10 protein-coding genes are annotated in these 13,036 nt (G+C 69.0%); 1 reads left to right on the top strand and 9 read right to left on the bottom strand.

Translation table 11 applies throughout. The features are described from left to right. Window positions 1–114 precede the first annotated feature (114 nt). The 9 genes from BLU79_RS49705 to BLU79_RS46865 form a co-directional block, all read right to left on the bottom strand. The gene (locus BLU79_RS49705) at window positions 115–657 is read right to left on the bottom strand and encodes an integrase catalytic domain-containing protein (RefSeq protein ID WP_256333599.1); all 543 of its coding nucleotides are present in this window, start codon (window positions 655–657) and stop codon (window positions 115–117) included. After that, window positions 657–1,439, bottom strand: coding sequence for a hypothetical protein (locus tag BLU79_RS49710; RefSeq protein WP_256333598.1), 783 nt, complete (start codon window positions 1,437–1,439; stop codon window positions 657–659). Before BLU79_RS49710 ends, BLU79_RS49705 begins: the two co-directional genes overlap by 1 nt. Further along, window positions 1,436–2,446, bottom strand: a complete 1,011-nt coding sequence (locus BLU79_RS46835) for a TnsA-like heteromeric transposase endonuclease subunit (RefSeq protein WP_371132089.1) — start codon at window positions 2,444–2,446, stop codon at window positions 1,436–1,438. The genes BLU79_RS49710 and BLU79_RS46835 overlap by 4 nt, the downstream gene beginning before the upstream one ends. A 51-nt stretch (window positions 2,447–2,497) precedes the next feature. Further along, a complete protein-coding gene (locus BLU79_RS46840; protein ID WP_371132016.1) occupies window positions 2,498–3,886 on the bottom strand; it encodes a DNA-binding protein in 1,389 nt (462 codons plus the stop codon). Between the two features lie 224 nt (window positions 3,887–4,110). Continuing rightward, complete coding sequence (locus BLU79_RS46845; protein ID WP_093910336.1) at window positions 4,111–4,668, bottom strand: telomere-protecting terminal protein Tpg; 558 nt, start codon at window positions 4,666–4,668, stop codon at window positions 4,111–4,113. Between the two features lie 4 nt (window positions 4,669–4,672). Then, window positions 4,673–6,241 carry a telomere-associated protein Tap gene (locus BLU79_RS46850; RefSeq protein WP_256333597.1) on the bottom strand — a complete coding sequence of 523 codons (1,569 nt, stop codon included), beginning with the start codon at window positions 6,239–6,241 and terminating at the stop codon, window positions 4,673–4,675. Between the two features lie 283 nt (window positions 6,242–6,524). After that, entirely contained in the window at window positions 6,525–10,532 is a 4,008-nt protein-coding gene (locus BLU79_RS48555; protein ID WP_093910335.1) for an NACHT domain-containing protein, read from the bottom strand. After that, entirely contained in the window at window positions 10,519–10,953 is a 435-nt protein-coding gene (locus BLU79_RS46860; protein ID WP_093910334.1) for a DUF6375 family protein, read from the bottom strand. Before BLU79_RS46860 ends, BLU79_RS48555 begins: the two co-directional genes overlap by 14 nt. After that, window positions 10,950–11,897: a radical SAM protein gene (locus BLU79_RS46865; RefSeq protein WP_177001324.1), complete on the bottom strand. Its 948-nt coding sequence runs from the start codon at window positions 11,895–11,897 to the stop codon at window positions 10,950–10,952. The genes BLU79_RS46860 and BLU79_RS46865 overlap by 4 nt, the downstream gene beginning before the upstream one ends. Window positions 11,898–12,117: 220 nt before the next feature. On the opposite strand from BLU79_RS46865, the gene BLU79_RS46870 reads away from it, so the two are divergent. Continuing rightward, on the top strand, window positions 12,118–12,804 hold the full coding sequence (locus tag BLU79_RS46870; RefSeq protein WP_256333765.1) for a GIY-YIG nuclease family protein: 687 nt from the start codon (window positions 12,118–12,120) through the stop codon (window positions 12,802–12,804). Window positions 12,805–13,036 lie beyond the last annotated feature (232 nt).

Below are 13,036 nucleotides of genomic sequence, written 5' to 3' on the forward strand. Positions count from 1 at the left end.
CGCCCACATCTCGTTCGGACAGACGGCGACCCGCGGCATCATCGGGTGCCGCAGCGCCTCGTGCCGGCGCTCCTGCCACCCGCAGATGACCCATTCGTCCAGCAGTTCCTGAAGCTACGTCAGGCTCCAGCAGGCATCCTGCGCCGTGGCCGCGCCCCGCTGGGAGACGTCCGAGCCGGTGTGGCCCGGCAGGTACTGGCTGAACCCGTCGGCAATCGCGCGGAAGGTCCGCTCCACGTTCCCCTTCGCCGGGCCGTTCGCCGGCGGCACCGGCTGCACCGACACCCCCAGGCTCTCGCACACCGAGATGAACGACGCCGACACATACACCCGGCCCTGGTCCACGACCACTGTCTCCGGCATGATCACCGGCCGGGCGGCAGCCTGCTCCAGCCGTGCGTCCAACGCGATCAGCCGCTCGTAGGGGATGACCGACCGCTGCATGGACAGTGCCGCATTCCAGCCCGGCCGCATCGCCGTCGGCACCACCATCTGCGCCAGCAGCATCGCCGCGTCCACCGACGTCGTGCCCACCGGACGCACCACCGCCGCGCAGATGCTGCGCGTCGCCACGTCCAGCGCGATACACAGTTCAAGGCGGCCGGTCACACCGTCGTCCAGGACCGCCAGTACATCCAGCGGCGTGCTGTCCAGCATCACCAGCTCACCCGGCCGCAGTGCCACCGTCGGCGTGAAGGGAGGTGCCGGCCGCGACGCATGCCACCGCCGTTGTGTGGCTGTCCCCAAAAGGCCCTGTCCGTCGGCCACTGCGTGCACCAGCCGGTTGAACGTCGACGCCGGCGGCAGGGCCACCGCCCCGGCGCCGAACTCCTGATCCAACAGCCACCCCACCCGGCGGCGCAGCCGCACCAGCGTGCCCGTCGACCGCTCCCGCTGCCCCTCCAGCACTTGCCTGACTGCCGCGACCACCCGCTCATCGGCCCGCCCCACCGCGGATCGCTCCCGCACCGCCCGGCCGTCCACCAGCCCCACAAGCCCTCGCTGCGGTAGCGCGCCCGCATCCGGCGCACCGTCGCCGCACTCGCCGCCCAGCCCGCCGCCGTCAACTCCTCGGCCTTCGCCCGCTCCCGCTGCGCCAGGCTCCGTGTCGCCGGATCGAACTGCTCACGCGGGGCGCCCTGCCCGACCGCGTCAGGAAAGCCGGTCTCCACCTCCCGCACATGCCGCTGCCACGCCAGAGCCCGCTCCCGCACCTCGACCGGCAGCGCCTCCAGCAGGCCGAACGGCGGCACTCTGGCTGGTGCCGGTCCGCGTTCCACCTCGAAGGACGGATCGGCGAACAGGTAGGGCAGCAGCACCACCGCCGAGGCGCCCTCGTCACTCACCAGCGTGGCCCGGGCGCCTTCCAGCACGGCGAGCGTCCATACCCGTCCGTCGTAGCGAAGGCGCGCCCCGACCTCGACAACCGCCTGCGTCACGCCGCTTCGGCCTCCTGCCGCGCGACCGAGACGACGACACGCTCGTGCAGCGGTTCGTCCAGCCGCACCCGCAGCACACCGCTCCACAGCGCGTGAAAGACCGCAGGCCACACGGCGATCGGATCCCCCAGCTCATACACCGCCTCCACCGCCGGCCGCGGACTGGCGAACACCTCCAGCAGAGCCGGCATCCACGGCCCTGCGGCGTACCGGGGATGCCGGTAACCCGCCAGCCACCGCACGTTGGCCACCAGCACCGGATCCGGCGGCCCCGCGAGCCGGTAGGACCAGCCCGCTGCCTTGGCGGCAGCCGCCACAACCCGTGCCCGCACCGCCAGCCGGGCAGAGGGTCCGCTGCGTCCGGCGCAGTCGAGGAACAGGCCGCTGCCGTCCTGAAGCCTGGCCATCAGCTGCGGTGCATGACCGACGACCCTGCTTTCCTCGGGCCACACCAGTTCCACCGGCCGGCAGGCCAGCGCCACCACCGCCGGATCCCGGTCCAGCAGCATGAGCTGACTCCGCATGACACCGGACCCGTACGCCACCAGCCGCCCGGTCGTCGACGACCACCACCAGCCCGGAGCCACACGCCGCCCGGGCCGGACGGGGAAAGGCTGTACCGGAGGACTCTCCTCGAAGACGACGTCCTGAGCAGCCTCAAGCCACGGGGCCTGACGCGAGCACCCCAGAGGGTCTCGAAAGCGCACATCGATCAGGCTGGCATCTGCAGCCGCAGCTTCTTCGCGTCGAACAGCACCACCCGTACTGTGCGGCTCGGGGATGCGGCACCCGGCCCCGGGTACCGCGAATGATGCGGCCTCCTGGCTGCTGTCGATGATCACGTACTCCACACAACGCCCTGCCTGACCTGCCGCGCAGGAGAACCGGCCGGTAACCGCAACATCGGTGCAACCGCGGGTTGTTGGGCTGCGCGGGGCACCCAGGGTGCCGGGCGGGGGCACCGGTGTCAGTGCAGAGTTCTGCACTTTCACCCCGCCGCGCCGCACCCTGTCGGCAACGGCTGGTCGGCTGCCGACCGGCCTGCGCCGCCGGTCGTGTCAGTCCTCGCCCTCACCCGCGGCGAGTACCTCGGCCAGCTCTTGGGAGGGCAGGCGGGACCACGCGGCGGCCTCCTCCAGTGGCACCCCGGCGGCAACGGCTGCGGTGGCGGTGTGCACGAGGGCCTGGTCGATCAGCTCGGCACTGTGGCTGAGGTGCTCCAGCAGGGTGCGGGCCACCTCGGCGGTGGTGCCGCTGTGTACGCCACGCAACTCCACGAGCTGTTCGCGCGCCTCGTCGACCAACTGTGTGATGCGGAACCGTTGTTCGGCGCTCACCGTGGTCCGCCACCGGGTTCCCGAGCCGCCCGACCGGGCTTCTGCCGCCAGGACGCGCAACTGGCCGGCCATCGTGGCGGGCTGCCGTTCGCGCTTCAGGTGCCACGGATCCTCCCGCCAGCCCGGCGGGCCCGTCTCGTGGCGGCGGGCGCGCACGATCGCGCCCTTCCAGCCGTTCAGCGGGCTGCCGCGGTCGGCCGCAAGTTCGGGTCCCAGCCAGGTGCGGCCCACCCGCTCGCCCAGCCGGTGACAGAACGCATCGTCGGCGCTCCGCACCCGAGGCCGCATCCCGCCGCTTGCCTGCCAGGCCACCTCGGCCATGGCCGGCTCCAGCAGCGCCTGCGCCACGGCCACCACCTCCGGGAAGATCGCCGCGTCCCGGCCCACGATCCGCCACCACGCAAGCCGTGACCCCGCGTTGCCGCCCGCCAGCTGGTGCAGACGGCGCGGCCAGATCTCCTCCTGCTCCCAGGACAGGGCCTGCTCCCACCAGCGGGCCACCACCGCATGCGCCAGCGTGAACGCCTGCTCCGGCTCCACCCCGGCGCGCACCGCACGCCGCGCCACGCCCGGCCACCGCCGCTGCGCGGCCACCACCTCAGCCGCGCCGCGCACATCGAGGTGTTCCAGCGGCTGGTCGGCGTCCGCGTCCAGCAGCCAGCGTCCGTGCCTAAGGCAGACCCGATGCCAGCGTGGCAGGTAGCGCACCGCCCGCAGTGCCTGTCCGGTGCGCCGCGCGACGCACAGCCGGCAGCCGAACGCGGCCGGACCCGCCACCGTGCCCGCCGCCCGCCACCGTGCCTGTGCCACCCCGGCCTCCCGGCCGGTGCTGATCTTGGGGTCGTCCATGGTGAAGGCAGGCAAAGCGCGCGCCAGTACCTTGGGCTCCACCCTGCACAGCTCGGCGAGCACCCGCCGCCCGGCCCCGTTGAGGACGACCTCCGCGTCCGCCCGCGTACCGCCGCCGTCGTGCCGGGCGGGGGAGTTGCGGCATGTCCACAGCTGCAGCACACCGGCGGTCGGGAGACCGTAGCGGGCCGCCACACGGCTGATCAACGATGCGGTCAGCTCCCCGGCCAGCGGCACGGTCCGTAACACCCCCGCTGCCACGCCACACTCCCGATGCCGTTTCCTGCTCCTGCTCCTGCTCATTGCCAGCCCCACATGCGCCTCACAGCCAGCCCGCGGCCCCTGCCTGCCTGGGTGGCTCGCGTCCGGCGGGCTGGCCGGGTTCCGAGGGCCGACTGCACAAGGCTAGAGGTCACCGCCCAAGTTGCCGCCCTCGCCCACCGCTGAGTCACAAAGCAGGTGCTGGGCCTGCGGCCGGCGTCAGGTCAGTAGTCGAGGTCGAGGTAGTCGATGTCGTTGAGGGTGACGTCGGAGAGCCCCAAGGCGCGGGCTCCGCCGTCCTGGAAGTAGATCTCTTTGAAGCCTTCGGCGATGATCTGGCGCATCTGCTGGTCGCTGGCACCCGTGTTGCGGGCGTCGAAGAGGCGCTGCGCGTACGCCGGGGGGAGATGCACGGTCAGGCGCCGGAAGCGCCCGTCATCGGTGGTGCCGATGGGCGCGGTGTACCCGAACCGGGCCCGTGTCTCCACCGTGATGCCGCGCGTGGTGGCGGCCTGCTTCTGGCGGCGCTTGCGGACCTGAGGCTGCCACCGCTGCCGTACCGCGTCGTCGATCCGGCCCGCGATCGCCTTGGGCGGGTGCTTGCGTTCGCCCTTGCGGTATCGCTCCACCGACCGCTGGCTGACCCCGAGCTCCGCCGCGACGGCTTTGGTGGTCTTGAGCTGCTTGATCAGGAAGTTGATGCGGGCCTGGAGGGTTTTGGGTGGCTGGCGGGTGAACGCTTCCCGGTCGGCGCGTTCGATCGCGTCGTCGATCTCCCCCACGGCCCTACTCTCCTTCGTCGAGGACGGCGTCGCCGCCCTTGATGTGGCGGGCGGGGTTGTAGCCCTGTTCCATCAGGTCGACCGCCCAGAGCATCGACTGGACGCCCTCCAGCTTCGCCAGCCCCGGCGTGGGTCCGAGGCGGAACCCGCCCGGCTGCGGCTTGCCGGACGCGGCGTACGGAAGGAAGTCCAGCGGGCTGTCGCCCGGCGAGGGGTAGACGACGCAGTCGGACAGCACAGCGAGCGGGTACAGGCCCGTCATGGTGGCCATGTTGCGCAGTTTGCGGTGCATGTTGATGCGGGCCTTGGAGATGACGGCGGCGCGGATGTCGGGGCGCCAGGTCGGCCGCTGAAGGGCCGGCCACCGCTCGCCCTCCTTGTACTTCCTGCCCTGCGGGCGCTCGCGGAGCTTGCCGATGCCGCCCTTCACGGTGGCCTTGATGGCGGCGAGGACGGCCGCCATGGCGGGGTCGGTGTCCTTGTGCCGCTCCATCGCGGCCAGGAACTCGGCGTCCGAGAGGTCCTTGGTGACGCCGAGGTCGGCGAGGGTGTCGACGTAGGCGTTCTTCAATCGGTCGTGCCACGGGTCCAGGTACGCGCCGGTCTCGCGGCGCAGGTACGCCTCCAGCGGAGCGACGTTGTAGCCGAGTTCCTGGGCGTAGGCGACGGTGTGCGTCTGGTACCAGGCAGGTCCCGCCGGCCGGGTGCCGTCCGGGGTGAACGGCGAGGGCAGGCGCGGGTCCACCTCGACGTGGGACAGATCGACCAGCCAGGAGCCGGGAATCTTCGGGTTGAACGTCGGGGCGTGAAAGTGGTCGGGCGCGGACAGCCCGACGACCAGGCGAGCCGCGGCGGCGAGGAAGGCGGTGTTCAGGTCCAGGCCGACCGCGTACGGCAGCGTGCACTCCTCATCGCTCAGCAGGCTGACGTCGCGCACCCACTGGTACGCCTCCTCATTGAGAAAGCCGCCGCTCCAGCCGCTGTCGACGACGACGGGGTGCTCAGGGGTGGCCTCCGGCGGCGCCGGGTCCATCGGCTCTGTGCCCAGCGAGCCGGGGTTGTGGCCGGGCACCCAGTTCCCCGTCTGCGGGTCCTGCACCGCGCGGGTGGGCGGGCGCAGCGCCGTCATCAGTTCCAGGCCGGACACGGCGGTGGAGCCGCGCGGGGTGATGACCCGCTGGGCATACACGCCCAGGACGCGGGCGATGTCGGCCGGCTCCATGTCCGTGACGCCGGGCCAGGATCGATCGTCGAGGGCGTCCCAGGACAGGACCGCGAGCTGCACGCACTGCCGCTCGCGCCCCTGGACTTTGCGGTAGATCCTTGCCCAGGGGCCGAACCCGCGCTGGGTGAGCAGCCACTTCGCTTTCACCACCTGCTTGACCACCGGGTGGTCCTCCGGCAGCCGAAGGGACCGGCGCTGCTCATGGCCCTCCAGGCGCTCGGGCAGTCCGAGCTTCACGGCGGCCGCGGCGGTGAGCACGATCAGCGGATCGCTGTCTTTGCCGCTGCGGTGCAGGCGCGGCGCACCGATCCCAGATTCCTTGAGCGTCCACTCCACCAGCTCCACCACGGTGGCCGCGGGTGCGACTTCTCATTTCGATGTCTCCAGTAGTTCTCATCTGGATGTCACGCATATCTGCTGGTCGGGGCATGCAAGTGATGACATCGAGTGAGGGGTTTTGGTGACACCGTGTGAGAATCCCCAGCGCGTCGGAATGAGAAGGCCATGGGGATGGCCCTCTGACCTGCTGTTTTGCGATTTGAACCGGTGCGGCTAGATCTCCGGTCCTGTCAGCTGGCGTGCTGATGGGAGGCGCCATCCTGCTGGTACGGGCTCCCTGTCGTGTGGCCTGTTACTTCTTGGCGTTGTTCTGATCCGCATCGAGCAGACGGATGCGGCGCCAAATGTGCCCGTAGCTTTGGTGCACTGCGTCCATCCAGGCAGGAACAGAGTGCCAGTCGGTGGCGCTCACTTCGCGCTCGCCCCAGGCCACCTGCATGATCCGGCGATCACCGGCGAAGGCTTCAAGGAGATCGCGGCGTAGGAAGAGCAGATGACCCCGCCACGGTTCTTCCACACGGAACACTGCCGAGGCGCGACGGCCGTCCAGGCCCACGAGGTCTACGGTGCCGGGCAGTTGGCGCAGCCCGAAGTGGGCGGCGAACTCATACGAGGGCACGTCAAAGCTCCTGCCGAGGCCGTTCTCCGAATTGCTGTCGGGGGAGAAGTCCGCGGCGACCTGCTCGGGCTTAATGCCGTCATCCTGTCCGTCGTAGCCCAGTGTGCGGTAGGAGGCGGCATACGGGTCATCGTCGAAGGTCCGCTCGAACCTGTGACTCCACGGCATCTCCCCGGCCAGTACGTCGCGGACCGTCGGCAGCGATGGAAAAAAGTCGTTGCCCGGATACGGGCGTTCGCTGGCGAGCTGATGTGCGAGGTTGGTGTCCTGTGGCTCAAGCAGGAGGGTGCGGAAGAACCCGAACACCGTCCGCCCGTCACGGCGGTGGTTCAGATACCCCTCGGCCAGAAGCCAGCCGCCCTCCACTGAATGCACCTCCTCGGGCGACCACAGCTGGAGCGCCACCGTAACTGTCCCGGACGTGAGCCATCCTTGGTTGTCCGTGGGCTCCGCGGGCGCCCAGAGAGGAAGGGGCATGGGCGCCACCGGGGGCCTGTCAGGGAAAGTCGGGTCGATGTCGGGCATCAGGCGTTCCGTGCCCCCGAACGGCGACGGTGACTGGCCGGCGTCCACGAGACGGCCGATCATTTCGTGATAGGCGATCCAGCCGTACTTCTTGCCGTAACGCTCCACCTTCCTGCGGGTGCTGTAGGAGGGAGCGGCGTCCGCGGCGATGTCCTGGTCGATGCTGCCGAATTCCTGCTCGCGCCAGCCCAGTTCCCACACCCGGGCTCTGACTTCGGCGCGGGCTCTGCGGAAGCCGGGGTGTGTGAAGTCGTAGTTACGCCTGCCGGTGATGGCGCCCCCGATGATGTAGTTCTCGAAGTCCATACCGAAGGTGCGATCGCACTCCTCGGCGTTGGGGTCGCCGTCCTCCATCACCGCGATGGGCGCCGCGGCGGCGAACCGCAGAGCGAAGGCATCGACCCCGTCCGGGACTGCGGCGGGGTGCAGGGTGCCGGCGAATTCGTGGGTGGCTCTCACGTAGCCCCGCAGTTGCTCATGCGAGGTGGGTGTGCTCCCACCGTCCAGGAGATGGTCGCGCAGGTGCACCAGCCAGCCCCTCAGCGCCTGTTCCAGCGGCCCCCCGGGATCGGGCAGCTGGTGGGAGCTGGCCGCACCGAACGCCGCGGCGACGATGCGCTCGACGACATAGGGGTCGTCGACGTCGAGCATTCGGGCGGCGAGGTCGAACAACCGCTGCGGCTCGGGCCGGCCATAACGCTGGAGGGCTTTCGTCGCCAGGTCCCGCATGCTCGTGTCCGTGGAGGTCAGCAGCCAGGCAATGGCCAGGGCGTTGAGGTCGTCGCTCTCGGATCGACTGCTGCTGTTGGCCCATCCGTCGACTGCTCGTGCCAGGTCTGCCGTAAGCCGATTCGAAGCCCGGCTTCGGGCCCATTCGCTCCAGCGCAGGTCACGCTGGGCGAGGGGCAGTTGCCGCAGCACCCGGTCGAGGAAGGCGGCGTTCAAGCGGTGCGGCGCGGACCTGCGGACTTCCCACAGACGGCTGAATGCGGGACGGCCCCTCCTGGTGCCGAGAGACGCGGTGACGAGCGCGGACGCGAGCGCATCGACCGTCTCATCGTCGAGAAAGCGCGACTCGGCGGAGAGTTCTTGTGCGAGCACCAAGGCATGGTGCTCAGCCGGGGCGACGCGCCACAGGTGGTGTCCGGTGAAGCGGCGCGGCACCAGTGAGATGAGGGCGATAAGAACGTCTTCGCCCAATGGGTGCTCATGTTCGCCCAGGAGGGACTGCCACAGAGCCGCCTGCGCAAGCTGCTCGTTGACGTCGCCGTATGGCATGCGCACCAGGATCGCATCGGCGATCAAATATCCGGCGAGGCGGTCGAAGACGAATCCGCACTCGGTGTCGTCGGAACCCCTGATCTCCTCGCGGAAGATCACTCCTTCCTCGACAAGGCGCCGGAAGAGGCTTTCGTCCCAGTTCGGTTGGCCGGCGTCAAGGATTCCTCGCGCCTCGTCGAACGAGAGCCGGCGGACGCTGTGCGTCCACAGGTGTCTTGCCAGAGTGGCGAGGCGGCGCTCGATCTGGTCGGCCGGCACCGGCACACGGACCGGGTCCAGGGCGAGGCGCTCGGTCACACCCTCGCGGTACCGTTCGAAGACGCCGATGAGGGACTGAGGCAGTGCCTCCGCTCCCACCGGCTCCCGGCGCTCGTGATTCGCGGCCTCGCAGTACATGCGGACGAACAGCGGGTTGTGGAAGGTGTCGAGCGGAAGCCAGGCGTCGCCCGGGTTGATCAGGTAGTGGTCGAAGTAGACGCGCACGATGTCGTCGACTTCCGCACTCTGCCACTCCAGATTCAGGGACAAGGTGGCCTGCGGGAGGAACTGGTCGGCGAGTACCTCGCGGAGGGTCACGATCACCGCGACGTAGGGATAGCGGTCCAGGGCCGGTGCCAGCCTGGCGATGAGGTTGCGCCACTGTAGGGGCCGCTCGGCCTCGTTGAGTCCGTCGATGACCAGCGGAATCCGGCAGCCGGCGCGGGCTCCGGCCGAGTTGAGCGCTTCCAGTAGATCCTCGAAGCGGTCGGTTCTGAGCCCGGGGATCCGTCGCGCGAGATCATCGAGAGTGTCGCCGCTGTGCAGGCTTGCTCCCTGGATGAACACCCCTGCCGTTAGCTGGTCTGCCTGGGAGGTGATCTGCGCGGCGAGGTGCGTTTTGCCCTGCCCGGCAGCGGCGACCACCGCGAGCAGCGGGGCTTCGGCGTCTGCTTGCATCGCGGTCAGCCACTCAACGGTGCCGCGGATCTCCGCTGCGAGACCGTTGACGAGCGGCGTCTCGGGAAGGCGGCGCTGCCTGAATTTGAGTACGAGACGTCGCAGTGTTCGCGGAGAGGTTCGCGGAGGCTGCTGGTCGGCGAGGCGCTCGCGCACTTCCCCGGGCCGAAGCCCCTGAACTGCGTCCAAGACAGCGCGCAGGTGGTCGACGAACTCCGCGATATCGTCGGCGATCTTCTCGCCATCTTCCCGGGCAGCGTCCTCGAGGCCGCCGAGGCCTGCGCGCAGTGCCTGGAGCCGGGCTGTGACGTCGTCAGTGCGCCGCTGCAGCCACTCGAAGGAGCCCGGGCGCAGCAAGGCCCGCTCGATGCGGTGCTGTACGTGGTGCGCGGTGTGCAGCTGTGGGGCCCACCGGGCTGCAATCGGTGCCACAGACTGCTCGTGAGCTCGCGTCAGTGCCGTAGGAGTGAGGGCAAGCTCACCGAAGAAGGTGGAGCGAAGCTCGTCGTGTCCGCCCAGTTCTGCGTCAAAGTTCTCGGTGGACCACAGCTTGACCTTGACGCCCTGCCGGGCGAGTCCGTCAATCCACTCCTCGTTGCCCTTCGCAGGCCGCTGCGGAAGGCACAGCACGAAGTCGGTCAATCCAGCGACGTGCTTGATCGCCAGGGTTAGGGAGTCCTCGATCTGCGTGCGCTGGCCCGCGCTGAGCTCGTTCCTGCTGCTCAGGATGAACCACTTGCACGACCACCCCCAGACCCGGCCCGGATCGCCCAGGCCGCCGGCATGGTCGACATGGAGGTAGAACTCGACACCGGGCTGGTTGCGGCGCTCTCGCATCGTGCCCAGTGCCCCGTAGCGGCGGGAGACGACGGCCCGTGTGAGTGCTTCGAAGTTCTGGTCGGCGGCGCCGGGTAGGCGTGCCAGATCAGTCAGATCCACTGTCGCTCCCACTCCTCGCGTCAGACCGCTCGCTCCCGTCCTCGTTCCATGCGTGGCGGGAGAAGACCTCGACCTTCGCGCCGTAGTGGAGGAGCACCTTCAAAAAGCCTTGGACGTCTGACTCCTCAGTCCAGACTCGGACCGTCTCCGCCTCACGGGTGATGCTGTGATCGAGAGCGTAGATGTCAACGTCGGGCCGGCCCAGGTCGTAGAGCTTCAACTTGACCAGCTCGTCAACGAGTTCGAGAGGCATGCGCTCGTCATGACTCCGCCAGTCGTCGTCGGACCAGGCGGCCTCGGCCAGGGCTCGCAGAGCCTCCATGCCCTCCGCCGCCGCCTGCGCGCCGGTGACTGTCTGGAACCGGCCGATCAAAACCAGGTCCATCGAATGCTCCGAACCGTAGCCGTTCCAGATCTTCATCGTGCCTCCCTCAGCACCTGCACGGCTTCCATGATGGAGGCACCGACCGGTACACCCGTGGATGAGTAAGCATGGGGGCGCAGGACTCCGGCCGCGTCCAGATGCATGTGCGCGTCGAGGGGAAGTTCGCCGGGAATGGTTTCCGCGGTAGGCAGGGCGGCTTCGAGACCGGTCCGGGAGATGGCGAGCCGAACGCCGGTCCTGGTGGTTGCGGCCCATTCCACGAGGCACTGCGCGTCGGCGTCGCTGATGCCGGAGGTCGCGGCGGTCGGCTGCTCCGGCAGAAGCAGCAGTTCGCACGCGCCGACGTCTTCGGCGAAGACGACGAGGCCGTCCAAGTCGCCGATTGTGTCGGCGTTGATGACCGCATTGATCCCGAACGGGGCGAGGGAAGAGAGCAACTCGGCAGCGCGGACCACGGCCTCGAACGGGCGGACGCGAAGCCGCTCGTAGGTGGCTCCGACCCCGTCGACGGACAGACGCACGAAGTGCACGGCCTCGCGTAGGGAATCGACAAGTTCAGGTGTGAGCCGGTGCCCGTGCGTCGTGAAGGTCACAGCCATGGACGTGGACTTGGCGATGCCCCCGCACAGTTGGGCAAAGCTCCGGTATGCAGTCGGCTCCCCGCCTCCGAAGCCGACACCGAGGCAGCCCCCGGCGTCGAGCTCCGCCGCCCACGCCAGCACACGCTCCCTGTCGAGCGCAGCGGCATGCTTGGGCGCATAGCAGTAGACGCAGTGGAGCTCGCACGCGTTCGTCAGCGCGACGGACAGGTACCGCGGAGCACGGGAGACGAACTCGGCGGGAACAGACACCTCGTCGAGCAGCACGTTCACCCCAGAGACGCGGTCGAACAGGTGAACGCCAGACGCGGACATGCGTATCTTGCAGCTCATCGACAGCATGATGCCAGCGCCTTCGCCGACGCTGGAGCGGTTCCGCACTGCAGCTACCAACTGTCGAATGCAGGAAGAGTGATCGCACCACCAACCTGCGTCCGCCAGGCCCGTGGCAACGAGCATCAGCGGTGCCGCCGCTGGGTGCCGTCTATTGTCAGACCTCGCTGCCATACTCGCGGTCCGCACGCCGGAGTGCAGTGTCTTCAAAGGGAGGACCTGCCGTGCCTCTGTTGGGAGCAGCGGCTGATCTGGAAGGACTCACGCCATGCGCGGCGCAAGTTTCAGTGTCGACTTCAGCTTCAATGATCACCGACTGTGCGAGGTCTCGCTGACCGTGACCGTGACCGTGCCGCACAGGCGCTACGGCCACACCACGCACGACGAGCTTGAACCCCGCACGGAGATAGACGTGCTGGCAGTCATGGAAATGCTGGAGCTGATTGACCGGGGAGTGGTGAGTGCTGGCGAGGTGCGCGGCGTACTAGAGGATGCCGCAGAGGAACTGAAGGATGAGTTCGAGCGTGGAGAGGGACTCTCCGACCAGGTCCGGGACGCATTCCTGCAGCGCAATGCTCGCACCAGCCACGAGCACCGGGACGACCGCTTGGTTTATGCCGTGTCCTCGCAGACAGATCCGAAGGCAGTCAAGATCGGCGTGTCCAAGGACGTTGCTGCACGGCGTAAGTCACTACAGTCCGGCTCCGGTTCACAGTTGGTCGTGCGGTGGACCTCCTCCGGCGGTGGCTGGCTGGAGGAACGCCTGCACGAACGCTTTGCCCCACGAGCCCTGGGCGGCGAGTGGTTCGATTTCCGGGATGTCGCGGACCCGGTACAGATGATTGCCCAAGCCGCGTGCAAACTGCTGCGGCAGTCCGGAGCCGCCAGACGTGGGTCGGTGGGCCGAAAACCCTCCTCTCCCACGTGCGTGGGGAAGACAGGGCGAGCACGCTGACATCGGGCCTGATCTGGGATCGACCCCCACGTGCGTGGGGAAGACCTGCGGGCGATGATGCCGCGCCTGCGGCCGCGGGATCGACCCCCACGTGCGTGGGGAAGGCAAGAAGGCCGCCAAGCCCGCGGTCGACCCGCGGGACAGACCCCCACGTGCGTGGGGAAGGCTGAAGGTCGAGGCTGACCGCGGCGGCTGACCCGGACAGACCCCCACGTGCGTGGGGAAGGCATGA

The organism is Streptomyces sp. cf386, from assembly GCF_900103585.1.
Taxonomy (GTDB): Bacteria; Actinomycetota; Actinomycetes; order Streptomycetales; family Streptomycetaceae; genus Streptomyces.

Bases quoted from the DNA above. Each gene is read 5' to 3' on its own strand.
- BLU79_RS46870 (WP_256333765.1), top strand. From the start codon at position 12,118: ATGCGCGGCGCAAGTTTCAGTGTCGACTTCAGCTTCAATGATCACCGA.
- BLU79_RS49705 (WP_256333599.1), bottom strand. From the start codon at position 657: ATGCTGGACAGCACGCCGCTGGATGTACTGGCGGTCCTGGACGACGGT.
- BLU79_RS46860 (WP_093910334.1), bottom strand. From the start codon at position 10,953: ATGAAGATCTGGAACGGCTACGGTTCGGAGCATTCGATGGACCTGGTT.